Source organism: Bradyrhizobium genosp. SA-3, from assembly GCF_004212635.1.
Lineage (GTDB): Bacteria > Pseudomonadota > Alphaproteobacteria > Rhizobiales > Xanthobacteraceae > Bradyrhizobium.
In genome coordinates this window covers 1-24746 of the sequence record NZ_PSRT01000056.1, presented here as the reverse complement: position 1 = coordinate 24746, position 24746 = coordinate 1, and the positions used below count along the sequence as shown (strand labels likewise).

The following is a 24746-nucleotide window of genomic DNA, read 5'->3' as shown; positions in this document are numbered from 1 at the left end:
CGCTGATTAAGAGGCGTGCGATTTACTTGGAAGATCAATGTCCCTTCCGACAAGAAGGTCGTCAAACCTGCGTTGAACTCGCAATAGGATTTTCCCTTGTCGGATTGGAGCGCAGCTTCAATATCGCAACGCAACATAAATCTGGACGCTCGAGTTTAGCCGTCAATACCGCAATCGGCTATTGGCAGGCGGCCCCCTCAATGACCCACCGCGCGGACGGCCACAACAATCTCGGCCCGGCAAACCGGGACTTGTAGGACTTTCGAACCGTTGTAATGTTGGAACGTGCGGCGTTCGCATGGCTGCTTCCCATAAAGGGCGCGGCGTCACCATAAGCAGGCGCGAACCAACGCGTCGGTTTTTGGGATCAAGAGCGACATGGCCGATGGCGGATCGTTCGATACGTTCCCCAAGTTGCTTCTGCGAAATGCGACGCAGTTCGGCACGCGTCCGGCGTTTCGACACAAGGATCTTGGCATTTGGCAGACGTGGACGTGGGCCCAGGTTGCTGCGATCGTTCGGGCTTACGCCGCGGGCTTGCATCGACTTGGACTGCAGCCAGGAGACAAGATCGCGGTAGTAGGTTCCAATCGACCGAAGCTCTATTGGACCATGATAGCAGCGCAGGCGCTGCGAGCGATTCCGGTTCCGGTTTACTCGGACGCAGTGGCTGAAGAGCTTGCTTTTGTTCTCGCGCACGCCGAGGCGAGCTTTGTTGCAGCACAGGATCAGGAGCAGGTCGACAAGGTCTTGTCCGTATCCGAGCGAGTGCCGCATCTTCAAAAGATTCTCTATGACGAGTCGCGCGGCCTTGATGGCTACGCTCACAGCCGGCTGATCGCAATCCACGATGTCATCGAGGACGGTCGCGCAGCGCTTACGGCGGGTCCGGCGCTCGGTGGACAGATCGATGAATTCGTCCGGCAGGGTGATGGTTCTGACATCGCGGTCATCCTCTACACCTCGGGAACGACCGGCGCGTCGAAGGGCGTCGTGCTGTCGACGCGAGGCTGCATTGACGCCGCGTCGGACACCACCAGGTTCGACGGACTGACCGACCACGACGTGGTGTTCGCATATCTGCCGCTGGCCTGGGTGGGCGATCATTACCTCAACTATGTGCAAGGCCTTGTCGCTGGCTTCTGCATGGCCTGTCCCGAGAGTAGTGAAACGATCGAGCAGGATCGGCGCGAGATCGGACCGACCTTCTATTTCGCGCCGCCGCGTGGTTTCGAGGCCATGCTGACGCGCCTGATGATCCGCATGGAGGACGCTGCGCCCGTCAAGCGTCGAATGTTCAACTACTTTCTCGACGTGGCGCGCCGGTATGGCGAGCAGGTGTTGACCGGAAAACAGGTGCCGCTGCGGGGCCGGTTGCTCTATGCGCTCGGGCGCTTGCTGGTCTACGAACCTCTCAAGAATGTTCTCGGCCTGTCCCGGGTGCGTGTCGCGTACACTGCAGGCGAAGCCATCGGTCCGGACTTGTTCGCGTTCTACCGCTCGATCGGACTAAATCTGAAGCAGCTCTACGGCCAGACCGAAGCCTTCCTGTACGTGACGTGCCAGCCTGATGGCGAGATCTACCCCGATACGGTTGGTCCGGCGGCCCCGAACGTCGACATCCGCATTGCGCAATCGGGCGAAGTGCAATTTCGCTCGCCCGGCATGTTCGTCGGATATTTCAAGGATCAAGCAAAGACCGCGGAAACCATGACATTCGACGGTTACGTCAAGACCGGCGATGCGGGCTTTTTCGACGAGAAGACCGGACATCTAAAGATCATCGATCGGGCGAAGGACGTCGGCTGGCTGGCTGACGGCACGATGGTTGCGCCGAAGTACCTTGAGAACAAACTGAAGTTTTTCCCAATATCAAGGAAGCGATCACTTTCGGCGACTCAAGAGAGTTTGTTTGCGCCATGATCAACATCGACCCGGTCGCTGTCGCGAACTGGGCGGAGCGCAACAATATCGCCTATGGCTCCTATCAGGAGCTTGCCGGGCATCCGCTGGTCTATGAGATGGTAGCGAAAGACGTTGCCGCGGTGAACCACTCTCTCGTCAAGGAAAGGGTGCTGGCGGGCGCTCAAATTCGTCGCTTTCTCATTTTGCACAAGGAACTCGACGCAGATGACGGCGAATTGACCCGCACGCAGAAGGTGCGTCGCCGGTTCATTGCCGAGCGCTATGCGCCACTGGTCACCGCACTCTACGACGGCTCGCATGAGGCCGACATTGCCACTGAAGTCACTTTTGAGGATGGCCGCAAGGGCACTATCGCGGCTCGTGTCAAGATCCGCGACATGCAGGCCACTGGTTCGGCGGAATCTTTGGGGAAGGCAGCATGAGAGCGCCGGACACGAACGAGATCCTGCTTCAAGTCGAGGGCGTAGCACTGGCCTTCGGCGGCGTTAGGGCGCTGAGGGACGTTTCGTTCAACGTGAGGAAAGGCGAAATTCGAGCCATCATCGGCCCCAACGGCGCCGGCAAGACCTCGATGCTCAACGTCATCAACGGTTTCTATCACCCTGATCGTGGCGCCATCACCTTCAAGGGGCGCACCCGGGTCAGGATGCAGCCTTTCGAGGCCGCCCGCGGCGGCGTCGCGCGCACCTTCCAGAACGTCGCCCTGTTCAAGGGAATGAGCGCGCTCGACAACATCATGGCAGGTCGCACGTTGAAGGTGCGCCGGGGCCTCCTATGGCAGATGCTGCGTTACGGCCCTGCTCTGGCAGAGGAAGTCGAGCATCGGCACCGGGTCGAGGAGATTATCGACTTCCTGGAGATCGAATCGATCCGCAAGGTGCCTGTCGGGCGCTTGCCATACGGCTTGCAGAAGCGCGTCGAGCTTGGTCGCGCTCTCGCCATGGAGCCCGACCTTCTACTCCTCGACGAGCCCATGGCAGGGATGAATCTCGAGGAGAAGGAGGACATGTCGCGGTTCATTATCGATGTGAACAGCCATTACGGCACAACCATCGTGCTGATCGAGCACGACATGGCTGTTGTCATGGATCTCTCGCATCGCGTGGCGGTGCTCGATCATGGCGTAAAGATCGCCGACGGTACGCCAGACGAGGTGAAGAAAAACCAGGCCGTCCTCGACGCCTATCTTGGCGTTGCGCACTGAGGAGGATTCGTGATCGCATTGGGTCAGTTTCTCGAGGTCCTGATCGGCGGATTGATGTCCGGCGTGCTCTATTCGCTGGTCGCCCTCGGCTTCGTGCTGATCTTCAAGGCATCCGGCGTTTTTAATTTTGCCCAGGGTGCAATGGTATTGCTCGCGGGATTGGCGCTGGTTCGCTCGCTCGATCTCCTCGTGGCCAACGGCTTCCCGCTTTGGGTTGCGATCGTTCTCGGCATCGGCTTTGCCGGCGTGATCATGGCGACAACGGCTTGGCTGATCGAGCGGTTCGTGATCGGACCCCTCATCAACCAGGACGCCCTCACGCTGTTCATGTCCACCATCGGCGTGACATTCGTTCTCGAGGGCGCGGCGGAAATGATCTTCGGATCGGATGTTTATCCGTTGCGGCTATTCCCGACGGACGCCTGGTTCGTGTTTGAGGGCCTCTTCCCGGGTGGAATTCTGATCAACAAGCTGGACGTCTGGGGTGCATTGATCGCAGGCATCCTGGTCGCCGGCCTCGCGATCTTCTTTCAGCGTACCAAGACCGGTCGCGCACTCAGGGCTGTGGCCGATGACCATTTGGCCGCGCACTCGGTTGGGATTCCAATCAGTTGGATCTGGTTCGTGGTCTGGCTCGTTGCCGGTCTCGTTGCGCTGGTTGCGGCGACCGTGTGGGGCACCAAGCTTGGTGTGCAATTTTCCATCACCTTTCTCGCGCTGAAGGCTCTGCCGGTCCTGATCATCGGGGGCCTCACCTCCATTCCGGGAGCCATCGCCGGCGGGCTCATTGTCGGGGCGGGTGAGAAGCTCGCAGAGGTGTACCTCGGGCCATCTATCGGCGGCGGTATCGAATATTGGTTTGGCTATGTGCTGGCGTTAACAGTGTTGCTTGTGCGGCCGCAGGGTCTGTTCGGCGAGCGGATCATCGAGCGTATCTGAGACAGGAGCTAGCTTTGCTTTATCGTGAGGTCGGCCAATTCAAGACAACCTACGCAGAGGATATGGCGATCTTCCCGATCCGTCAGGACCGCATTGCGCTCGCGATCTTGCTCGGCATCGCTTTCATTGGGGTGCCGGTGCTGGCCAGCTTCCACATCTGGCCGTTTGGTAGCGAGTATCTGCTGTGGGCGATTCTGCTACCCTTCCTGATCCTCGCACTCGCTGCCATCGGCACAAACATTCTCGTCGGCTATTGCGGCCAAATCTCGCTCGGCAGCGGTGCGTTCATGGCCATTGGCGCCTATTCCGCCTACAAGCTGGCGACAGGCGTTCATGTCCCGCTCACCTCGCATGGCTTCGCGATTTCGATCCCGCCTTTGCCCGTATTGGCATCCATTCTGCTTGGCGGGTTCATGGCGGCGGGTGTCGGAATCCTGTTCGGGATTCCCAGTCTGCGGATCAAGGGCCTCTATCTTGCGGTTGCAACGCTCGCGGCGCAGTTCTTCTTCGACTGGGTATTCCTGCGGGTGCCGTGGTTCACCAACTACGCCCCGTCAGGGTCGGTCAATGCGCCGGAACTGAATTTCTTCGGTGTGGTCGTTCGCACGCCGATCGAACGCTATCTGCTCTGCCTGATCTTCGTCACGGTGATCGCGGTCTTGGCGAAGAATCTCGTCCGCGGCAACCTTGGCCGACAATGGATGGCAATTCGCGATATGGATATCGCTGCCGAGCTGATCGGCATCCGGCCACTCTATGCAAAGCTCACCGCCTTCGCGGTCTCTTCATTTATCATCGGCGTGGCGGGCGCACTCTGGGCGTTCGTCTACCTTGGCTCATGGGAGCCGCTCGCGTTCTCGATCGACCGTTCGCTCGAGCTCTTGTTCATGGTGATAATTGGTGGGCTGGGATCCATCATGGGCCCGTTCGTCGGGGCGGCGTTTATCCTCATTGTGCCGATCATGCTGAACGTCCTTCCAACCCAGCTCGGCGTGCCGCTGTCGACGGAAACGATCACTCACCTGCAGTTCATTATCTTTGGGTCGTTGATCTGCTATCTTCTGATCAAAGAACCCCATGGGTTCGCCCGGCTGATATCAATCGGCAAGGAGAAGCTCAGACTTTGGCCGTTTCCCTATTGAAGTTGCGATCGCGCCTCGAGCGGATGGCGGCTGTTGACAAAGGAGGAAGGAAACAATCCCCCGAACGGAAAAAGAGGGGCTCAAAGGAGGAGAATATCAACATGGCAAGTATTCCACGCAATGTACTGATACTGGCGGCCGCGTTGTCGGGCGCGGCGTTTGGTGCACCGGCCGCAGCGCAAAACGAGCAGTTCATCCCGATTCTGTCCTACCGGACCGGACCGTACGCTGTGAACGGAGCGCCCTACGCAAACGGCGTTGTGGACTATTACAACCTGATCAATGAGCGTGACGGCGGTATCAACGGCGTCAAGATTCTGACCGAAGAATGCGAGACCAGTTACGCGACCGACAAGGGCGTTGAATGCTACGAGCGCCTCAAGGGCAAGGGGCCGACCGGCGCGGCCTTCATCAACCCGCTATCGACCGGGATCACCTTTGCCCTCACCGAGAAGACCGCGACCGACAAAATCCCAATCATCACGATGGGGTACGGCCGTGCCGATTCCAAGAACGGCGCGGTGTTCGCCTACAACTTCCCATTGCTCGGCACTTACTGGTCGGCGGCGGATATCGCGATCCAGCATGTCGCCAAGGAACTCGGTGGCTTCGATAAGCTGAAAGGCAGGAAGATTTCGCTGCTGTATCACGACAGCCCCTATGGCAAGGAGCCGATTCCGATGCTGCAGGTGCTGGCGCAGAAGTACGGCTTTGCGTTCACCTCGATCCCGGTCACGCACCCCGGTGTCGAGCAGAAGTCGCAGTGGCTGGCGATCCGCCAGAATCGACCGGACTATGTCCTGGTCTGGGGCTGGGGCGTCATGAACAGCACGGCAATCAAGGAAGCGGCGGCCGTTGCGTATCCGCGCGAGAAGATGATCGGTGTTTGGTGGTCGGGCGCAGAGCCCGACGTGACGCCGGCAGGCGATCAGGCCACAGGTTACAAATCACTGATGCTTCAGCATGGTGCTGGCAGATTTCCCGTCCATGCTGACATAGAGAAATACGTCTACGCGAAAGGCAAAGGTTCGACGGAATCTGGCAAGGTCGGCGAAGTTCTCTACAACCGTGGCATGGTCAACGCCATGCTCGGCGTGGAGGCGATCCGGAAGGCGCAGGAAAAGTTCGGCAAGAAACCGCTGACGGGCGAGCAGGTCCGTTGGGGGCTGGAGAACCTCATCCTCACCGATGCACGCATCAAGGAACTCGGATTTGAGGGGATGTTGAAGCCGGTCAGCATTTCCTGCTCCGATCACGAGGGTGCGCGCTACGGGCGCGTTCAGCAGTGGGATGGCAAGGCCTGGAAAGTAATCTCCGACTGGTACACGGCAGACGAATCGCTCATCGAGCCGCTCGTCGCCGATGTGTCCGCGAAGTATGCCGCGGAGAAGAAGATCCAGCCGCGCGACTGCGCGAAAGAAACTTGAACCAGTCTGACTGATCCGGGAGGCAGGTTTGCCTGCTCCCGGATCCCCGAAGGTGCAACTGTTTGGAGGTCTGCCGTGTCAACCCCCAAGGTCGCTCCGGCGACGGAAGCGGCAGCTCCGGTTCTGTCGGTCAACAATATCGAGGTTGTCTACGATCACGTCATCCTCGTGCTAAAAGGCGTATCGCTGGAGGTCCCGCGGGGCGCCATCGTCGCGCTTCTCGGTGCCAATGGTGCCGGCAAGACCACGACCCTGAAGGCGATCTCGAATCTGCTGCATGCAGAGCGCGGCGAAGTCACCAAGGGGGCGATTCTGTTCGACGGCGTCGAGGTGAAGTCCCTGTCGCCGAGCGATCTGGTGCAGCGCGGTTGCATCCAGGTGATGGAGGGGCGACGTGCCTTCCCTCACCTCACGATAGAAGAGAATCTTCTGACTGGCGCCTTCACGCGCAGGGACGGCAAGTCGGCGATCACGCAGGACCTTGAGCGGGTCTATGCCTATTTCCCCCGCCTCAGAGAGCGACGTGATTCCACCGCCGGTTATACGTCAGGCGGTGAACAGCAGATGTGTGTGATCGGGCGCGCGCTGATGTCGTGCCCGAAGATGATCCTGCTCGACGAACCTTCGATGGGCCTTGCGCCGCAGATCGTGGAGGAGATCTTCGAGATCGTGAAGGATCTCAACGTCAAGGAAGGTGTTTCCTTTCTTCTCGCCGAGCAGAACACCAATATGGCGCTCAAATACGCGAGCCACGGCTATATCCTCGAAAATGGCCGTGTGGTGATGGACGGCGAGGCACGGGCGCTCGCAGCAAATGAGGACGTCAAGGAATTCTACCTTGGCGTTGCCGGTGATAGGCGAAAATCATTCCGCGACGTGAAGCACTACAAGCGTCGCAAGCGCTGGCTCGGATGACGCAGAGCGATCGGCTCCGCTCGTCGGGAATGTATGCAACCCTGCGTCCGCCAACAGGCTCAAAGAAAGGATTTTCGCGGCTACCGAATGCGGACTGGACCAAGTGCAGCCGCTGACCGCTTGTCGGAATGGCTATCGCGAGGGGTACCCAAGCCATTGAAAGGCTTGGTGGGCGCACCAGGGCTCGAACCTGGGACCCGCTGATTAAGAGTCAGCTGCTCTACCAACTGAGCTATGCGCCCGAAAGGCGGTTAAGGCCTTGCGAGGCCGGTCGTTTAGCAAAGCGATCCGGGTATGGCAAGCGATGGGATGCAAGTTTTCCAAGGCTTCGTCCACAAGTCCAAAAAAGCGAAAAGCCGCCGGATTCCAGCGGCTTCGCCAGGGTTAATCCCGGGACAATCCGGCCCGGCTCAGAGCCGGCCTTCGCGGTCCCGGTCCGGACCGCCGTCCCGGTCGAAACGGTCACGGTGGAAGTGCTCCATGCCGCGCTCCATCATGCGGTCCATGCCGCGCTCCATGAAGTGGCGGGGCGGGCCGTCTTCGCCGCCGCCGAATGGGCCGCGGTGGCGGGTCAGCACCGCGAGGCGCCGCTTCTGGCCCTCGTCCAGCGTCTTGTAGAGCGGATCGGCGGCATCGGCGATCTTCTTCAGGGCGGCGGAACTGGCGCCCATGTCCTCGGCGCGCTGGCGCAGGCGAGCGATCGGATCCTCCGGCTTGTCGGTATCGCCCGGGCCGGCATTCATCCGCGCATTGGCGCGGTCGATGCGCAGCTTGGCGAAATCGCGCACGGCGGCCTCGACCGGCGGCCATAGCTTCTCCTGATCGGCATTGAGCTTCAGGCCGGCATGGACGGCGGCGATCCGCGCGTCGACGAAGGCGGCGCGGTCCTCGGGGTTCATGCGGATGTGATGGAAGCGCTCCATCCACGGGCGATGATATTGAGCATAGACCGCGCCCGAGCCGGCGATGCTGAGCACGGCGATGGCAGCGATGGTGAACTTCCTCATACGGACCTCCTCTGGAAGGATGCCCTGAGGATGAGCGCGGTGCGGCTGACGCGCAACTTACAACTTGGACAGGAAGCGGCGTTCTTACGACGACGCAACGCCTGATTTTACCGCCAGCCACAATCAGAAATCATTCGCAACAAAAGGCTTCCGTGCAGCTCGCACGGAAGCCCCTTCATCGTCTTTCCAGATCAGTTGGTCGTGCTCTTGGCTTCCTTCAGGAATTCGTCGATCAGCGGCTGGCCGACGCGGCTTGCGGCGTCCTTGTAGACCGGCTCCATCGCCTTGCGCATCGCCTCGTCCTGCTCGCCCGTGAGCTTGATGATCTCGCTCTTGCCGCTCTTCTTGATCTCGGCGAGCGCGTCGTCGTTCTCCTTCTGCGACTGCGCGTTGCTGAAGGCGGTCGCCTCCTTCATCGCCTTCGAAAGCTGGTCGCGGATGTCTGCCGGCAAATCGTCCCAGAACTTCTTGTTCACGATCACGACGTAGCCGATGTAACCGTGATTGGTCTCGGTGATGTACTTCTGCACCTCGTGCATCTTCTGGGTATAGATGTTCGACCAGGTGTTCTCCTGTCCGTCGACGACGCCGGTCTGGAGTGCCTGGTAGACTTCCGAGAACGCCATCACCTGCGGCAGCGAGCCGAGCGCCTTGAACTGAGCCTGGAGCACGCGCGAGGACTGGATGCGGAATTTCACACCCTGATAGTCGGCAGGCGAGATCAGCTTCTTGTTGGCGCTCATCTGCTTGAAGCCGTTGTCCCAATAGGCAAGTCCGGTGATGCCCTTGGCATCCAGGAGCTTGAGCAGCTTTGCGCCGAGCGGGCCTTCCGTCACCTTCCGCAGCGTCTTCAGGTCGGGAAGGATATAGGGCAGATCGAACACCTCGAACTCGCGAATGCCGAGCGGGCCGAATTTCGAGTTGGACGGCGCCAGCATCTGCACGCTGCCGAGCTGGAGCGCCTCGAGCTCTTCCTTGTCCTTGTAGAGCGTCGAGTTCGGATAGACTTCGACCTTGACCTTGCCGCCAGTGTACTTCTCGGCGAGCTCCTTGAATTTCTCCGCCCCCTTGCCCTTCGGCGTGTCGGTGGCGACGACGTGGCTGAATTTGATGATGATCGGGTCAGCGCTGGCGGGGCCGACAAGGCCCAAGGCCAACGCCGCGACGGAGGCCGCGATCGCAAAGGTGCGCATAATCTCTCCCTGGTGTTATTGGGCCGCCCGGCATGCCGAGCGGCCTATCCTCATGCCGACAGCATCAATACAGGCCGGCGGCCTGCGCGGCTATTGGCCGTTAGCAGGGCAGGTATTCATGGTGAATGCCGCGAGCACCGCTGCGCCCCTCTCCGGCTTGCGGGAAAGGGTTGGGGAGAGGATGTCTCCGCGACGGGACATTCCCCGTGGGGACAGAGCCCTCATCCGCCGCGCTCCGGCGCGCAACTGCGCTGCCGAGCGCGTCGGCCTCTCCCGCAAGCGGGAGAGGCGAAGTCAGCGGCGTCAGCTCGCCGCTGCCGTCGTCACCGTATCGCGCTGGCGCTTCATGACGATCTTGTTGAGCGCGCCGAGATAGGCCTTTGCGGAGGCCACCAGCGTATCCGGGTCCGCCGCACGCGCCGTCATTGAACGGCCGTCCTGCGACAGCCGCACCGAGACCTCGGCCTGTGCGTCGGTGCCTTCGGTCACCGCGTGAACCTGGTACAGCTCGAGCTTGGCCTCGTGCGGCACCAGGCGCTTGATGCAATTGAACACCGCGTCGACTGGACCGTTGCCCTCGGCTTCCTCGATCTTGATCTGGCCGTCGACGTCGAGCTTCATGGTCGCGCGCTGCGGGCCATGGGTGCCGGCGATCACGGTCAGCGAGGTCAGCTTGATGCGGTCGTGCGAGGCCGCCATCTCCTCGTCGACCAGCGCCTCGATGTCCTCGTCGTAGATGTCCTTCTTGCGGTCGGCCAGCGCCTTCATCCGCGTGAACGCATCTTCTAGCTGGTTCGGGCCGAGCTTGTAGCCCATCTCCTCCAGCTTGTGCACGAAGGCATGGCGGCCGGAATGCTTGCCCAGCACCAGCGAGGACTGCTTCAGGCCGACCATCTCGGGCCGCATGATCTCGTAGGTGGAGGCGTCCTTCAGCACGCCGTCCTGGTGGATGCCGCTCTCATGCGCGAACGCGTTCCGGCCGACGATGGCTTTGTTGTACTGCACCGGGAACGAGGTCGCCGCCGATACCAGCTTCGAGGCGCGGGTCAGCTGCGTGGTGTCGATCTTGTTCCAGTAGGGGAATTTGTCGTTGCGCACATTGATCGCCATCACGATCTCTTCGAGCGCCGCGTTGCCGGCGCGCTCGCCGATGCCGTTGATGGTGCACTCGACCTGGCGCGCGCCGCCGACGATGCCGGCCAGCGAGTTCGCCACGGCCATGCCGAGATCGTTGTGGCAGTGCACGGAGAACACAGCCTTGTCCGAGTTCGGCACGCGCTCGATCAGCGTCTTCATGAAGTGGGTGTATTCCTCCGGCACCGTGTAGCCGACGGTATCGGGGATGTTCACCGTGGTGGCGCCGGCTTTGATCACGGCCTCTACGATGCGGCACAGAAAGTCCATCTCGCTGCGGGTGCCGTCCTCGGCCGACCATTCGACGTCGTCGATCTGGTTGCGGGCGCGGGCGACCATGGCGACGGAGGTCTCGATCACCTGCTCCGGGGCCTTGTTCAGCTTCACCCGCATGTGCAGCGGCGAGGTCGCGATCACGGTATGAACGCGGCCGCGCTTGGCGAACTTCACCGCCTCGGCGCAGCGGTCGATGTCGGCCGGATGCGCGCGGGACAGGCCGGCGATCACCGAATTCTTGGAGCGGCGGGCGATCTCGCTGACCGCCTGGAAGTCGCCTTCGGAGGTGATCGGGAAGCCGGCCTCGATGACGTCGACGCCCATATCGTCCAGGAGCTCGGCGACCTCGAGCTTCTCCTCGAAAGTCATGGTGGCGCCGGGGCACTGCTCGCCGTCGCGCAGCGTGGTGTCGAAAATGATGACGCGGTCCTTGTCGGACTTGTTCACGGTGGCCATTCCAAATTTCCTTTTGAGCTTTTGCGCCGTTCAGTCTGCTGGGCGCTTGAGGTGTCCGGTAATCTCGACCAACCCCTGAGCGCCCAGGCGCGTGGCGCCCAGCCGGCCCTCAGGGGCAGCTAAGAAGAAGCCCGCCAAGAAGGAGGGTGGGCAGCAGCGCGGCCGGGATCGCGGCGGCGGCCATAGCCACCTCCCCCGAAATCCCATCGATTTGGCCGCGAATCAGCATTGCCAGACCCTTTTGAGCCCACAATCCTCGGTCAAAACCGTTGACGGTTGGTTGCCGGGAGGCTCGATGCGCCCGTTTCTAGACGAGAAACGGCCGCAACTGCAACGCCAAAAGATGGTCAGGAGAACTGACCTAGTAGAAGGGAATTTGTCGGCTAGCGCGCGAACGCCGGCTATCCGGTTCCGGTGCGACGGGCGCGGGCCCTGCTTTCCCAGCGGTTCAGCATCTGGCCAAGCTCGCCGGTGGTGACCACGGCGGCGCCGGCGTTCGTGATCTCGTTGGTGTTTGCCGGCGCGTGGGCGGAGAGCCAATCCGGCTCGGTGTACTCGCGCCAGCGGCGTGCCTCCGCCCGCCTTTTGCGGGAGACGTAATCCCGCGTGAAGTAGCCGGCCGCAAATGCGATCGCGAGCAGAATGACCAGGACGACAATTTGCACAATGAGCTCCGGCTTTATCCCGTCAGCCTCCAATCCAAACGCATTCGAAGGTGACGAAATTGCGACCCGCTTCGCGCAGCGGTTTCGATTCCACCCCTCGCAACCGGCTGCGGACCGCATTAACCTCCGCTCCGCTCGGCCGGATCAACCGACCAGCCAACATGATCGGGAGGACGCGATGACACGCCAAGAGGCTCGTGACGGAGAGCAGCGTGACCAGGATGGTGCGCTTTCACGACGAACACTCGTCCAAGGAGTTGTACAAGGGCTTGCGCTCGGCGCCGCCGCCACAATGGCCGGAGCCGGCTCCGCGCTGGCGCAGACCGGCCCCGCCGCACCGCCGACGACGATCACCACGCCGCCGCGCGACTTCGGCCCCCGTGGCGCGCCGACCACCTATTTCTGGGACCCCGACATCATCGCCGTCGATCCGTCCTTCAACGATCTCGCGCAGCCCAACACCGCGATCAAGCGACTCTACACCGGTGTGCTCTGGGCCGAGGGCCCGGCCTGGAGCGCGCAAGGACGTTATCTGCTGTGGAGCGACATTCCCAACAACCGTCAGATGCGCTGGAGCGAGGACGACGGTCGCGTCAGCGTGTTTCGTGCGCCGTCCAACAATTCCAACGGCAACTCATTCGACTTCCAGGGCCGCCAGCTTTCCTGCGAACACCTGACGCGTCGGGTGACGCGTTATGAGCATGACGGCACCGCCACCGTGCTCGCGGACTCCTATCAGGGCAAGAAGCTGAACTCGCCGAACGACATCGCCGCGCATCCCGACGGCAGCTATTGGTTCACCGATCCGCCCTATGGCGGCCAGCTCTATGAAGGCGAGCCCGACGTCGCGGGCGGCCCGAGCAATGCAGGCGGCAAGCTCAATCCGCGGATCGGACAGCCTGCCGGCTTCGTGCCGGGCAAGCGCGAGCTGCCGACCAACTGCTATCGCATCGACCCCTCGGGCCGCATCGACCTCGTCGTCACCGAGGACCAGGTGCCAGACCCGAACGGCCTCTGCTTTTCGCCGGACTACAAGAAGCTCTACATCGCCTCGACCGGCAAGGGACCGGGCGACACCGGAGCGGGCGGCAAGGGCGAGATCTTCGTGTTCGACGTCGGCAGCGACAACAAGCTCTCCAATCTCAAGAAGTTCAGCGATTGCGTGATCGACGGCGTGAAGTGCGGGCCGGATGGCCTGCGCTGCGACGTCAACGGCAATGTCTGGGCCTCCAGCAATGCCGGGCGCGCCGTCGGCTACAACGGCGTGACGGTGTGGTCACCGGAAGGCAAGCTGCTCGGCCGCATCCGCCTGCCGGAGGTGTGCGGCAACGTCTGCTTCGGTGGCCCCAAGCGCAACCGCCTGTTCATGGCCGCGAGCCAGTCGCTCTACGCGGTCTACACGGCAACGCAAGGCGCCGGCCCGGGCTGAGCGATGCAAGCCCCATTGCGACGCGGCGCCGGCGCTCCTCGCCGGCGCCGAATTGTTTTGATAATCCTTCGGCGCGCGAGTGTACTTCGAGGAGAAAACCATGCGCGTTGTGATCTGCGGCGGCGGCGTGATCGGGGCCTGCATCGCCTGGTTCCTGTGTCGCCGCGGCATCGACGTCATCGTCGTCGAGCGGGCTGAGGTGGCGGCGGCCGCATCGGGGAAAGCCGGCGGCTTCCTCGCGCGCGATTGGTGCGCCGGCACGCCCCTCGACGCGCTGGCGCGGCGCAGCTTTGCACTTCATGCGCAACTGCCCGGGGAGGTCGCGGGCGATTGGGGCTACCGCCCCATGACCGCCTATAGCGGCTTCGTTGTCCCCGATGGCGACGCACGGCGGAATCTGCCCTCCACACTTGGCTGGCTTGCCAACGGCGTCGTCATCGCGCAACGCATCGGCACGCGTGAGACGACTGCGATCGTTCATCCCCGCAAGTTCACCTCGTCCGTGATGGACGCGGCGCTCGCACAAGGCGCGCAACTTCATCGCGGCCGCGTCACCGGCATCGTGCGCGATGCCGGTGGCATGATTGCGCGGGGCGTGGAGGTCGAGGGCAGCGTGATCGAGGCGGATGCTATCGTCATCGCCATGGGACCATGGTCGCTGCTCGCCGCGAAATGGATGAGCCTACCTGCGGTCTACGGCCAGCGCAGCCCGAGCATCGTGTACGACACCGGCACGGACGTGCCGGCCGATGCGCTATTCCTCGAGCATGAGGACGACGGCAGCGCCTTGTCGATCGAGGTTTTCCCACGGGCCGATGGCAGCACGCATATCACGGCGCTCTCCGACATCGCGCCGCTGCCGCTCGATCCCGTAGCCGTGACGCCCGACCAGGACGCGATCGCGCGCCTGCAGGCGATGAGCGAGCGGCTGTCGCCGCTGTTCCGGCCCGAGAAGATCATCGCGCGGCAGGCCTGCTTTCGCCCGGTGACGCAGGACGGCTTGCCGTTGATCGGCAAGGTGCCCCAGAGCGAGGGTCTCTACGTTACGACCGGACACAATGTCTGGGGTATTCTCAACGCACCCGCGACCAGTGAGGCGTTGGCGCAGCTGATCGCGGAGGGGACAACGCAGATCGACCTCTCACCATTCGATCCCGCCCGCCTCGGCCCGCTCGATCCGTCGCTGCTGCAAACGCGCTGAACCGGGCGAAGGCATGCTCGCGACGTACTTGCATGGGCGCCGACGAAATCTGCATGCCTGATGGCCCTGAGCCCCGCGGCTCTCTATTTGCGCCGCGCTAGACTTTAGTCCGCCTCTCACAATCCTGAATGCAGTTTCACTTGCCGAGAATGCCCTCGCCGGTATAGTCGCGCCCCAATAGCTCACAAGAGGCTTGTTCAAGGGAGAAAAACAACATGAAGAAAAGACTCTCTATTGCGTTGCGAATTCGCTCGACGCCGCCGTGACCGGCGCGCCGGAGGACGTCGTCAGGACTGACGTCAGTCTCCCGAGCTCCATCAAGCCCACCGCAAATTGAACGGAACGGCAGCCGGGCCTTGCCCGGAAAGCTTTCCACATGCGGTGCACGCAGCAGCTTTTCCTCCAAGCGGCAGCCAGACCTGCCCGGCCAATTCTCAATGCGAGCATTCCAGATCTTGATCGATGGCTTTGCCATCAGCGCTCTCTACGCTCTCGGTGCCACCGGCTTCACGCTGATCTTCGGCGTCTCCGGCGTCCTCAACCTCTCCCACGGTGCCATCATGGTGGCCGCAGCGGTGGCGGCCTGGGCCGCCGCCAGCATCCTCAATGTCGGCACCTATGCCGGCGCGCTGATCGGCGTCGGCGTCGCGCTTCTCACCGCCTTCGCCACCTATTTCGCGGTGGTGAAGCCGATCCAGGATTCGCGTCGCATCCCGAATGAGGAAAAGGAGATCTTCGTCCTCACCGGAACGCTGCTGTGGGGCATCATGATCCAGGAGCTGATCGCCTATTTCTTCACCAACAACGCCAAGACCGTGCTGCCGATCGTCGACGGCGTGGTCGAGATCCTCGGCGTCCGCACGCCGCGCAACGAGATTTTTACGGCGATCGTCTGCTGCCTGGTCATCGCGCTGCTGTGGCTTCTGGTGAACCGCACCCGCACCGGCAAGGCCGTGCTGGCGGCGTCGATGAACCCGCGCGGCGTCACCCTGCTCGGGCTCGAGCTCACCAACATCTACATCGTGGTGTGGGCGATCTACGGCATTTTGGCCGGCATTGCCGGTGTGCTGCTCGGCATGTTCTTAGGAGTCAGCTCCTACAGCGTCGGACCGCTGACCGCGAGCGCGTTCTCGATCGTCGTGCTCGGCGGCCTCGGCAGTGTCTCCGGCTCGCTGATCGCGGCCTTCGTGGTCGGCTATCTCGAGACCCTGACGGCCTACCTGCTCTCGCCGGCCTACCGCACCATCCCGGCGCTGCTGCTGCTCGTCTTCGTGATGTACATCCGGCCCCAGGGCCTTCTGGGGAGGCGCTGAGATGTCCACCTTCTTCGCCTCGCGCCTGTTCTTCATCTCGGTCGCGCTCGTCGTCATCGCGGCAACGCTGCCGCTCTACGTCTCCGGCTATGTGCTCGGCCTTCTCACCGTCGCCTTCTATTTCGGCGTGTTCGCGATGGCCTGGGACCTCTTGTTCGGCTTTGCCGGCGAAGTGAACTTTGGCCCGACCTTCCTGATCGGCGTCGGTGCCTACGCCGCCGGCATCCTCAATGCCCAGTTCGGCTGGTCGGTTTATCTCTGCATCGTCCTCGGCGCCCTCGCCTCCGTCGTCGCCGGTCTCGTGCTGGCGCTGCCGGCCTTGCGGGTGCGCGGGCCCTATTTCGGCCTGACCACGCTGGTCGCGGTGCTGATGCTGCAGAATTTCATCGTCGTGTTCGCCGATCTCACCGGCGGCGAGATCGGCCTGACCATCCCCGACGTCATCTCCATCAATGCCGGCACGAACTACTGGATCGCGCTCGGCTTCATGACGATCTCGGCCGCGATCCTCTACGGCCTTTCGCAATCGCCTGTTGGACTCGTGCTCCAGGCCAGCGGCCAGGATCCGGTGCAGGCCGGCGCGCTCGGCTTCAACATCGTCAAGCACAAGCTCGCCGCCTTCATCGTCAGCGCGTTCTTCTCGGGGTTATCGGGCGCGCTGCTGGTGTTCTACTTCGGCACCGCCTCGGTCGGCACCGTCGTCGACGTCGCGGTCGGCGTCAACGTGATCGTCTCGGCCGTGCTCGGCGGCCGCCGCACCGTGCTTGGCGCGGCGTTGGGCGCGATCTTCCTGATCGTCGCCGGCGAGTTCTTGCGGCCCACCGGTGAGCTCGCGACCTTCATCGTCTCGGCGGTCGCGCTCCTCGTCGTGCTGTTCTTCCCCGGCGGCTTCCTCGGAGCGGCCCTCTCGCGCGAGGCGCGTTCGTGATGGACATGAGGCTTTCAAACCGGGCCGTGCTCGAAGTTCGCGGCCTGACCAAGCGCTTCGGTGGCTTGACCGCGGTGAAGAATCTCGGCTTCGAGGTCAATGGCGGCGAGATCTTCGGCCTGATCGGGCCGAACGGCTCGGGCAAATCGACGGCGATGAAGAGCGTGATGGGGATCGAGCGCCCGACATCAGGCGAAGTCGTCTTCGAGGGCGAGAACGTCGCCGGCCTGCCCGCGCACAAGATCGCGCGCAAAGGTTTTGGCATGGTGTTCCAGCACTCGCGGCCGTTGAACCGGCAAACGGTGCTGGAAAACATCCTGGTGGCGCTGTTGCCGGACAGCCTGTTCATGCTGTTCCCTGACAAGGCGCTGGTCGAGCGCGCCAAGTGGATCGCCGAGCGCGTCGGGCTCGGCGCAGTCATGAACCGCCGCCCACCGACGCTGCCGTTTGCCGATCTGCGCCGGCTCGAGCTTGCCAAGGCGATCGCGCGTGACCCCAAGGTCGTGTTGGTCGACGAGCCCTTCGCCGGCCTGACGCGCGCCGAAGTCGAAATGTTCTCCGACCTGATCCGCAGCTTCCGGGACGAAGGCCGCGCGGTGATGCTGGTCGACCACAACGTCAAGAGCGTCGCAGCCCTCGTCGACCGCGTGCTCGCGATGTATCTCGGCGAGGAGATCGTCACCGGCAGGGCCGACGACGTGATGAAGAACGAGACCGTGCGGCGGGTCTATCTCGGCGGCGCCATCGAGACCCATGCGCGGCCTGAGACCAGCTTCAAGGACAAGGTGCCGCTGCTCCAGATCGAGAATGTCAGCGTGTTCTACGGCAAGGCCCAGGCGCTGGAGAACGTCTCGATCCACGTCCATGAGGGCGAGTTCGTCTCGGTCGTCGGCCTTAACGGCGCCGGCAAGACCACGCTATTCAACACCATCTCGGGCTTCCTGCCTTACAGCGGTGAGATCGTGCGCGGCGGCAACAAGCTGCGCGGTACCAGCCCGGCCAGGATCGCGCGCAGCGGTCTCGTGCAGTGCCCGGAATCGCGCGAGCTGTTCGGCGAGATGAGCGTGCGGGAAAACCTCGATCTCGGCGGCCAGCACCTCGCTGATGACAAGCGCGCCGCGCAGCTCGCCTGGTTGTTCGAGCTATTCCCGATCCTCAAAGAGCGCCAGGGGCAAATGGCGCAGACGCTCTCCGGCGGCGAGCAGCAGATGCTCGCCATCGGCCGCGCGCTGATGATGCAGCCGCAGATCCTGATCCTGGACGAGCCGACGCTGGGCCTCGCCCCGGTCATCCTCGAGCAATTGTCCAAGGCGCTGACCAAGCTGCGACAGACCACGTCGATCACGGTGCTGCTCGGCGAGCAGAACGTGACCTTCGCGCTGCCGCATGCCGACCGCGTCTATGTGCTGGAGCATGCAAGGATCGTCTGGGAGGGCGATCCCGGCCGCTTCGCGGCGGAGGCCGGCGCTGATTTCCTGTAGTTCGTAACAAAAACATAGAAAGGGAAACGACCATGCGACTATCAGTTCTCAACAGCAGCCTGCTCGCCTCCGCGCTGGCGCTGTGCCTCGCGGCACCCGCCTACGCGCAGTCGAACGATCCCATCAAGATCGGCGTCATCGCCGAGGTGCAGGCGATCGCCGGTGCGGCGACGCCCGGCGGCGCGCAGATCGCCGCCGACGAGATCAACGCCAAGGGCGGCGTGCTCGGCCGCAAGATCGAGATCGTCACCTACGACAACAAGAGCTCGTCGGCGGATTCCGTGCGCGCCTTCCAGCGCGCCGTCAGCGAGGACAAGGTCTCCGCGGTGATCGCAAGCTATATCAGCGAGGTCGTGCTGGCGCTGGAGCCCTGGGCGGCGCGGCTGAAGATGCCGCTGATCACCCCGGGCGCGGCCTCGAACGAGATCACCAAGGCGATCCACAACGACTACGAGAAGAACAAGTACACCTTCCATGGCTACCTGACCTCGGCGGCGCAGGCCCAGCTCGTCTGCGACGCCGCCAAGGACCTGCTCGTCGACAAGCTCAAGTTCAAGACCGTCGCGATCATGAGCGAGGACGCCGCCTGGACCAAGCCGCTCGACGTCGGCTACGAGGCATGCCTGCCGAAGGCCGGCCTCAAGGTGGTCGAGCACGTCCGCTTCTCGCCTGATACCACCGACTTCACGCCGATCTTCAACAACATCGAGAGCAAGAAGCCCGACGTGATCGTTACCGGCATCTCCCATGTCGGCGTGCAGCCGACGGTGCAGTGGAAGAACCAGCAGGTGCCGATCCCGATGTTCGGCATCAGCGCGCAGGCGCTGAGCCCGACCTTCTGGAAGGACACCAATGGCGCGGCCGACGGCATACCGTCGCTGGCGGTGGCGACGCCCGACGTCGCCGTCACCCCCAAGACGAAGCCGTTCGCGGCCGCCTTCAAGGCCAAGTTCGGCACGCCGCCGGCCTATACCGGCTACACCGCGTATGACGAGGTCTACTTCATCACGGAAGCCATCAAGCGCGCCGGCTCGACCGATCCCGATAAGATGGTCGCCGAGCTCGAGAAGACCGATTACGAGGGCACGATCGGCCGCATCCAGTTCTACGGCAAGAACGACGAATTCACCCACGGCATCAAGTCAGGCCCCGGTGCTGTCACCGGCCTCGTCTTCCAGTGGCAGGACTCCAAGCAGGTCGTGGTCTGGCCCGAGAAGATCGCGGAGGGCAAGATGAAGTTTCCGACCTTCGTCAAGCTGTCGCAGTAACCGGTCGCATCGACAGGAGGCCCATCGCTCCGTGCGGAGTGATGGGCTTTTTGCTGTCTTTCGCAGATGCGTTCTTACGCCGCCGCCTGCCCTATCGACCTTGGGCGATGTTGACTTTCGCCATCCTGCTCCCAATACTTCGCCAAAAATAACAGCCAAACATAAGACGGTTTTGAGGGAGGATAGGATGCCGACTTCACGCAGGCAGCTGCTGAAGACCTCGGCGGCTGCCGCCGCCGCACTCAGCCTCGATTGGACACGGGCCCAGGCGCAAGCCGAGAATTTGCGAATTGGCGTGATCTACGATCTGACCGGCCCGTTCGCCGCAGGCGGTTCGGTCGCCTCTTCGATCGGTGCGCAGATTGCCATCGATCTCGTCAACGAGAAGGGCGGGATCGGAGGCAAGACCAAGATCGTGCCTGTTGCCGCCGACTCCCAGAGCAAGCCGGACGTCGCCATCAATGAGGCCGAACGCCTGATCAATCAGGAGAAGGTCGATATCCTCAACGGCGTCTATGCGAGCTCGCACGCCGTGCCGCTCGCCGCCAGGGTCGAGCAGCAGAAGAAGATCCTCTGGATCACGACCGCGGTCTCGACCGCCGTGTTCAAGGACAAGAATCTGCAATACGTCTTCCGTGCGCAGATTCATTCCGACCAGTACGGACAAGCCTTTGCAAGCTTCATCAACGAGCATGCGAAAGCCAAGCTCGGCATCGACCCGAAGGAAGTCAAGGTCGCATTGATCCACGAGGACGGCCCCTATGGGGTCGGCGTTGCCGCCGCCGACGAGGCCTATGCCAAGCAGGCCGGCATCCAGGTGGTGCTGCGCGAAGGGTATTCGGCCTCGGCGCCCGATCTCTCGGTGCTGGTCACAAAAATCAAGCGCGCCAAGGCCGACGTGATCTCGCATGCCGGCTACAACCCCGACATCACCCTGTTCCTGCGCCAGGCCCGCGAGAGCGGCCTGCGTTTCAAGATGCTGTTCGGGGCCGGCGCCGGCTACAGCCAGCTCGACAAGCTGCGTGCGACTTTCGGCTCCGACATCGACAATTTCTGCAACATCGATCCGGTGCCGGCGCAGCTGCTCGATCCCGCCAAGCTCGCGCCGGGCATGGGCGATCTGATCAAGACCATGGTCTCGCGCTATCAGGCCAAGACCGGCGCGACCGACGTGCCGCCGCACTGCTCGATGGGTTTTAACCAGACCTGGGTGCTGCTCAACAATGTGCTGCCGGTCGCCAAGGAGAAGTACGGCAGCTTCGAGCCCGAGGCCGTTCGCAAAGCAGCGCTCGACGTCGATATCCCCGCCGGCGGCACCATCCAGGGGTATGGCGTGAAATTCTTCCCGCCGGGCACGCCGCTCTCCGGCCAGAACGAGCGCTCGACCCCGGTCGTGATGCAGAACGCCGGCGAGCACATCTCGGTGGTGTGGCCGACGAATATCCGCACGCGGGAGCCGGTCTTCCCGCTGCCGAAGGGCTCGACCTACGGGGCGTGAGGTGGTGTGCGCGGCGACGCTTGTCTTCACCACGCATGCAGCGAAGCGAATGCGTAGCGGGGTGGGGTGATCTCTCCTCACGGGTACCGCCCGATTGGAGAGATCACCCCACCCCGCTCGCGCTTCGCGCGATCGACCCTCCCCTCCAGGGCCCTCCAGGGGAGGGTAAGAGAGCGCCGCGATCACCTACAACACCACCCGCCGCCCCTCTTCCGCCGCCCAGTAGCCCGCGTAATTCACCTTGATCGTCTCATACGCCAGCGCGAGGTCCGAGAGCGGCTGCCGTCCCGTCGCGGCGCATTCCATGAAGTCCTGGATCTCCTGCAAGTAGCCGCGCGTCCATTCCTCCTCGAGGCAGACATATTGCCAGCCGGTTTTGCGATCGACCTTTTCGGTGATGTAGACGCTGGCGAGCTTCTCCTCGCTGGTCTGGTAGCTCATCAGATGCGTGTTCGGGGTGATGTTGGCGAACAGTGAGCCGCCGCTCGTGTAGGTCTCGATCAGATTGCGCACACCGCCCATGATTATGTCGCCGGAGAACACCGTCGCCTTGGTGCCGTCGGAGAAGGTCGCCGTCAGCGTGCCCCAATCCTCGACATCGACGGGATTGGCCTTGATGTAGGTGCGTTCTTCGCTCTTGAGGCCAGCGGTAACATTGCCGACATCGCAAGTGACGCTGGCGACGCGGATGGTCTCGCCACGCGCTTTCGCCTCGACCTGCTTGAGGTAGAGCACGGCCGAGAGCGGGTGACAGCCCATGCGGATCAGCGAGCCGCCGCCCGTCATCGCCCATTGCGCGGCATGCGCGGCGTGCGAGCCGGAATGGCTCTCCTCGCCCTTCATGAACAGGATCTTGTCGCGGGTGGCCTTGATGATCTCCGCGGTCTTGGTCACCGCGGGCGCGTAGATCCAGTCCTCGGCATACATGAACAATTTTCCGCTACGCTCGATCGCGGCCCGCGTCGCGTCCATCTCCTCCAGCACGCGTTCGTACATCAGCGCCTTCGGCACATGCTTGCCGATCGGCTGTTTGTCGTCCTCGCGGCCGAAATAGCCTGCAAAGGGCTTTTCGCAGATGACGTGCTTGCCCGCCTGCATGCTGGCGACGATCATCTCGGCATGGAGACTAGGCGGGGTGCAGATGTCGATGACATCGAGCTCGCGGTCCGCGATCACTTCCGCGAAGCTACGATAGACCCGCGGGATGTTGTGGCGGGTCGCGAACTCGACCACGTGATCGCCGCGCGCAGCCACCGCTGCGACCTCGACGTCCACGCCATAGACGCGCCGGAACGCATACATGTGCAGCTCCGACACGAAGCCGCAGCCGACGAGTCCCACCCTGATCCTGGCCATAGCGCCCTCACCCCTTGCTTTGGGCGGCACTATAGCCCGCTGGCCGGCCTAATCCACCGAGACCCGCACCACGCCGGCGCTCATCATGCCCAGTGCGCGGGCGGCGGGCACCGAGAGATCGACGATGCGGCCGCGGATGAATGGGCCGCGATCGTTGACGCGGCACTGGATCGTTCGTCCGCTGTAGGACACCCTCAGCACGGTGCCGAAAGGACGCGTCCGGTGCGCGCATGTCAGCTCGCCACCTTTGCCGGCCTTTCCATATCCGTAGTACGACGCAAGCCCGCTTTCGGCGTGGGCAACGGAAATGGCAAAAAGCAAAAAGCTGGCAAGAGATATCAATAGCGTCGTCTGCGCTTGCACGGCACCCTCCCGGTTACCTGCCCGGCGCTGCAAACGTCGCTTTGTTCCCTAAGGTTCCCAAAACACTGCCGGGCGATGCCCGGCAGTGCCATCACTCTTTGTTACTGTTTGTGAAACACCAGCGTGCGCACCTCGATGCTCTCGCGCGGGGCGGCATCTCGCGGTGTGGTCGGATCAATAAAGGCCGTGTGCGGCCCGAACCGCGTGCGGCCGTCGGTTGCGGAATCATAACACTTGAGCAGCAGCGCCTCGTCCACCGTCATCTCGGGGACGTAAAACCAGCGGTGGTTCGGATTGTACTTCACCGAATAGGTCTCGCCGCGACGGTTGGGATAAATCAAATCGGAGGCGACGAGATCGTCGGGCGCAACCGTCGTGCCGTCAGCCATCGCCAGCGGTGAATCGCGCAGGGGCCGCGGATCGGCCGCCACAGATTGATCACCTGCACGCGCCCCTTCAACAACTCTTCGGCTTCGTCAGGCAGGTGCTCGCGCACGCGATTGGCGCCGGAGACGGCGGTCTGGTCGACATGCACGCGCGTCGCGGGCTGGCGCGGGCCGCCACCACGAATGTCGGCGGCGCCTTCGACGCGCTTGCGCACGGTATGGTCGAAGATGACGACACGATCGGCCTTCAGCGTCGCGCGCAGGAACGCCTCGACGGCGGGATAGTAGACCGCCCTGACCTCATCGTCGTTGTAGAAGTCCTTCACCTGCGTCGGATGCCGCACCAGCGCAAAGCCTTCGCGATCGAGCGAGAAATTCTGCGCAATCAGCCGCGCGTCGAAGATCGGGACCTGATGCGGCTCGGCAAGCGCCGTGCTCTTCGGCTCGCCCGGAGGCGGATCGAAGGCGTAGGTGCGCGGCTTGGCTGATGTCGGTGCGAGATAGTTGAGTTCGGCAGTGACGAAGGGAAGCGATTCGATTTTTGTTTCTTGCAGGCCCATGGCCGGTCTCCCGATGTGGTCGTCGGATTGATTTTTGCCGGGGAGCCGCGGGGTGCAAGGGAGGCGATGCAAATAGCAATGACGATGTTGTCGGGCGTGAAGAACGAAGAAGAAGAAGCGTTGAGGAATGCGAGTGCTATGAAAACACTGTCTCGTCTCACGGATGCTTGAGAACTTCGTGAGGTTTCGTGCCCCGGACGCAGCGCAGCGCTTCTTCAGCGATGCGCTGCTGAGCCGGGGCCCATCTAACCGAGAGAGCATTCTGTGCGGCATGGGTCCCGGCTCTGCGGAGCAGCGTTTCACGCTGCGCCGCGTCCGGGACACGAGAGCCGCTACTACAGCCCCGCCTTCGCGATTGCATCGCATTTGCCCTGCATGAGCCTGATCGTGTGGCTTTCGCTTGAGCCGCGTGAAATCACCAATAAGCGCGGTAGTACGGACGCGGATACGGCCGATAGTAGCCATAATAAGGCCGATAGTACCGGCGATAGCCATAGTACCGCGGATAGGCGTAGGCCGGCCCATAGCCGTAATAGGCCGGCGCATAACCATAGCCGTATCCCGGATATCCATAGCCGCCGTAATACGGGCCGCCATAATAGCCATAGCCGTAAGGCGCGCCGCTGGCGATGGCGCCGCCGATGATCGCGCCGGCCGCGAGGCCACCGAGGCCCCAGCC

Annotated in this window: 20 protein-coding genes, 1 tRNA gene and 2 pseudogenes; 13 read left to right on the top strand and 10 right to left on the bottom strand. The window is 62.7% G+C overall.

The genetic code is table 11. The features are described 5' to 3' along the window. Positions 1-378 precede the first annotated feature (378 nt). The 6 genes and pseudogenes from CWO91_RS20630 (at position 379) to CWO91_RS20605 (ending at position 7553) form a co-directional block, all read left to right on the top strand. Positions 379-2348: pseudogene (locus tag CWO91_RS20630) on the top strand (AMP-binding protein). Continuing rightward, on the top strand, positions 2345-3130 hold the full coding sequence (locus CWO91_RS20625) for an ABC transporter ATP-binding protein (protein ID WP_130215756.1): 786 nt from the start codon (positions 2345-2347) through the stop codon (positions 3128-3130). The pseudogene CWO91_RS20630 and the gene CWO91_RS20625 overlap by 4 nt, the downstream one beginning before the upstream one ends. 9 nt (positions 3131-3139) lie before the next feature. Further along, complete coding sequence (locus tag CWO91_RS20620; RefSeq protein ID WP_283810983.1) at positions 3140-4069, top strand: branched-chain amino acid ABC transporter permease; 930 nt, start codon at positions 3140-3142, stop codon at positions 4067-4069. 14 nt (positions 4070-4083) lie between these two features. After that, positions 4084-5211: a branched-chain amino acid ABC transporter permease gene (locus CWO91_RS20615; RefSeq protein ID WP_130215810.1), complete on the top strand. Its 1128-nt coding sequence runs from the start codon at positions 4084-4086 to the stop codon at positions 5209-5211. 101 nt (positions 5212-5312) lie between these two features. Beyond that, entirely contained in the window at positions 5313-6638 is a 1326-nt protein-coding gene (locus CWO91_RS20610; RefSeq protein ID WP_245471320.1) for an ABC transporter substrate-binding protein, read from the top strand. Positions 6639-6713: 75 nt separating this feature from the next. Continuing rightward, a complete protein-coding gene (locus CWO91_RS20605; RefSeq protein WP_130215754.1) occupies positions 6714-7553 on the top strand; it encodes an ABC transporter ATP-binding protein in 840 nt (279 codons plus the stop codon). A gap of 166 nt (positions 7554-7719) precedes the next feature. On the opposite strand, the gene CWO91_RS20600 is transcribed toward CWO91_RS20605, so the two are convergent. The 5 genes from CWO91_RS20600 to CWO91_RS20580 form a co-directional block, all read right to left on the bottom strand. Beyond that, positions 7720-7795, bottom strand: a tRNA-Lys gene (locus CWO91_RS20600). Positions 7796-7963: 168 nt separating this feature from the next. After that, positions 7964-8560, bottom strand: coding sequence for a Spy/CpxP family protein refolding chaperone (locus CWO91_RS20595; protein ID WP_130215752.1), 597 nt, complete (start codon positions 8558-8560; stop codon positions 7964-7966). Positions 8561-8751: 191 nt separating this feature from the next. Further along, entirely contained in the window at positions 8752-9753 is a 1002-nt protein-coding gene (locus CWO91_RS20590; RefSeq protein WP_091878846.1) for a TRAP transporter substrate-binding protein, read from the bottom strand. 303 nt (positions 9754-10056) lie between these two features. Further along, positions 10057-11619 carry a 2-isopropylmalate synthase gene (locus CWO91_RS20585; RefSeq protein WP_130215750.1) on the bottom strand — a complete coding sequence of 521 codons (1563 nt, stop codon included), beginning with the start codon at positions 11617-11619 and terminating at the stop codon, positions 10057-10059. A 401-nt stretch (positions 11620-12020) separates the two neighbouring features. Continuing rightward, the gene (locus CWO91_RS20580; RefSeq protein WP_130215806.1) at positions 12021-12287 is read right to left on the bottom strand and encodes a hypothetical protein; all 267 of its coding nucleotides are present in this window, start codon (positions 12285-12287) and stop codon (positions 12021-12023) included. A 175-nt stretch (positions 12288-12462) separates the two neighbouring features. Between CWO91_RS20580 and CWO91_RS20575 the strand changes: the two genes are divergently transcribed. Further along, positions 12463-13713: an SMP-30/gluconolactonase/LRE family protein gene (locus tag CWO91_RS20575; protein ID WP_130215748.1), complete on the top strand. Its 1251-nt coding sequence runs from the start codon at positions 12463-12465 to the stop codon at positions 13711-13713. A gap of 100 nt (positions 13714-13813) precedes the next feature. Further along, entirely contained in the window at positions 13814-14914 is a 1101-nt protein-coding gene (locus tag CWO91_RS20570; protein WP_130215746.1) for an NAD(P)/FAD-dependent oxidoreductase, read from the top strand. A 136-nt stretch (positions 14915-15050) separates the two neighbouring features. Here CWO91_RS20570 and CWO91_RS20565 read toward each other — a convergent pair whose 3' ends face one another. Next, positions 15051-15389: a hypothetical protein gene (locus CWO91_RS20565; protein ID WP_165405581.1), complete on the bottom strand. Its 339-nt coding sequence runs from the start codon at positions 15387-15389 to the stop codon at positions 15051-15053. On the opposite strand from CWO91_RS20565, the gene CWO91_RS20560 reads away from it, so the two are divergent. The 5 genes from CWO91_RS20560 to CWO91_RS20540 all read left to right on the top strand — a co-directional run bounded on the left by CWO91_RS20560 (position 15352) and on the right by CWO91_RS20540 (position 21402). Further along, positions 15352-16227, top strand: coding sequence for a branched-chain amino acid ABC transporter permease (locus tag CWO91_RS20560; protein WP_091878870.1), 876 nt, complete (start codon positions 15352-15354; stop codon positions 16225-16227). The genes CWO91_RS20565 and CWO91_RS20560 overlap by 38 nt on opposite strands. A 1-nt stretch (position 16228) precedes the next feature. Further along, entirely contained in the window at positions 16229-17155 is a 927-nt protein-coding gene (locus CWO91_RS20555) for a branched-chain amino acid ABC transporter permease (RefSeq protein WP_130215742.1), read from the top strand. Continuing rightward, positions 17155-18636 (top strand): ATP-binding cassette domain-containing protein, encoded by a 1482-nt coding sequence (locus tag CWO91_RS20550; RefSeq protein ID WP_165405582.1) that lies wholly within the window; start codon positions 17155-17157, stop codon positions 18634-18636. Before CWO91_RS20555 ends, CWO91_RS20550 begins: the two co-directional genes overlap by 1 nt. 32 nt (positions 18637-18668) lie before the next feature. Further along, positions 18669-19904 (top strand): ABC transporter substrate-binding protein, encoded by a 1236-nt coding sequence (locus tag CWO91_RS20545; RefSeq protein ID WP_130215738.1) that lies wholly within the window; start codon positions 18669-18671, stop codon positions 19902-19904. Positions 19905-20091: 187 nt separating this feature from the next. Further along, on the top strand, positions 20092-21402 hold the full coding sequence (locus CWO91_RS20540) for an ABC transporter substrate-binding protein (protein WP_130215736.1): 1311 nt from the start codon (positions 20092-20094) through the stop codon (positions 21400-21402). A 186-nt stretch (positions 21403-21588) separates the two neighbouring features. Here the strand turns inward: CWO91_RS20540 and CWO91_RS20535 are convergent, their stop codons facing one another. From CWO91_RS20535 to CWO91_RS20520, 4 genes and pseudogenes are all read right to left on the bottom strand, one after another. Then, positions 21589-22758: a Gfo/Idh/MocA family protein gene (locus CWO91_RS20535; protein ID WP_130215734.1), complete on the bottom strand. Its 1170-nt coding sequence runs from the start codon at positions 22756-22758 to the stop codon at positions 21589-21591. Between the two features lie 48 nt (positions 22759-22806). After that, positions 22807-23121 carry a septal ring lytic transglycosylase RlpA family protein gene (locus CWO91_RS20530; protein ID WP_130215732.1) on the bottom strand — a complete coding sequence of 105 codons (315 nt, stop codon included), beginning with the start codon at positions 23119-23121 and terminating at the stop codon, positions 22807-22809. Positions 23122-23222: 101 nt separating this feature from the next. Next, a pseudogene (locus CWO91_RS20525) lies at positions 23223-24067 on the bottom strand (CmcJ/NvfI family oxidoreductase). Positions 24068-24482: 415 nt separating this feature from the next. Further along, on the bottom strand, positions 24483-24746 hold a 264-nt coding region (locus tag CWO91_RS20520; RefSeq protein WP_208753049.1), incomplete at its 5' end, for a hypothetical protein.

Coding starts and splice junctions, on each gene's coding strand:
- CWO91_RS20625 (WP_130215756.1), top strand. CDS start 2,345: ATGAGAGCGCCGGACACGAACGAGATCCTGCTTCAAGTCGAGGGCGTA.
- CWO91_RS20610 (WP_245471320.1), top strand. CDS start 5,313: ATGGCAAGTATTCCACGCAATGTACTGATACTGGCGGCCGCGTTGTCG.
- CWO91_RS20595 (WP_130215752.1), bottom strand. CDS start 8,560: ATGAGGAAGTTCACCATCGCTGCCATCGCCGTGCTCAGCATCGCCGGC.
- CWO91_RS20590 (WP_091878846.1), bottom strand. CDS start 9,753: ATGCGCACCTTTGCGATCGCGGCCTCCGTCGCGGCGTTGGCCTTGGGC.
- CWO91_RS20585 (WP_130215750.1), bottom strand. CDS start 11,619: ATGGCCACCGTGAACAAGTCCGACAAGGACCGCGTCATCATTTTCGAC.
- CWO91_RS20575 (WP_130215748.1), top strand. CDS start 12,463: ATGACACGCCAAGAGGCTCGTGACGGAGAGCAGCGTGACCAGGATGGT.
- CWO91_RS20570 (WP_130215746.1), top strand. CDS start 13,814: ATGCGCGTTGTGATCTGCGGCGGCGGCGTGATCGGGGCCTGCATCGCC.
- CWO91_RS20560 (WP_091878870.1), top strand. CDS start 15,352: ATGCGAGCATTCCAGATCTTGATCGATGGCTTTGCCATCAGCGCTCTC.
- CWO91_RS20565 (WP_165405581.1), bottom strand. CDS start 15,389: ATGGCAAAGCCATCGATCAAGATCTGGAATGCTCGCATTGAGAATTGG.
- CWO91_RS20555 (WP_130215742.1), top strand. CDS start 16,229: ATGTCCACCTTCTTCGCCTCGCGCCTGTTCTTCATCTCGGTCGCGCTC.
- CWO91_RS20550 (WP_165405582.1), top strand. CDS start 17,155: ATGGACATGAGGCTTTCAAACCGGGCCGTGCTCGAAGTTCGCGGCCTG.
- CWO91_RS20545 (WP_130215738.1), top strand. CDS start 18,669: ATGCGACTATCAGTTCTCAACAGCAGCCTGCTCGCCTCCGCGCTGGCG.
- CWO91_RS20540 (WP_130215736.1), top strand. CDS start 20,092: ATGCCGACTTCACGCAGGCAGCTGCTGAAGACCTCGGCGGCTGCCGCC.
- CWO91_RS20535 (WP_130215734.1), bottom strand. CDS start 22,758: ATGGCCAGGATCAGGGTGGGACTCGTCGGCTGCGGCTTCGTGTCGGAG.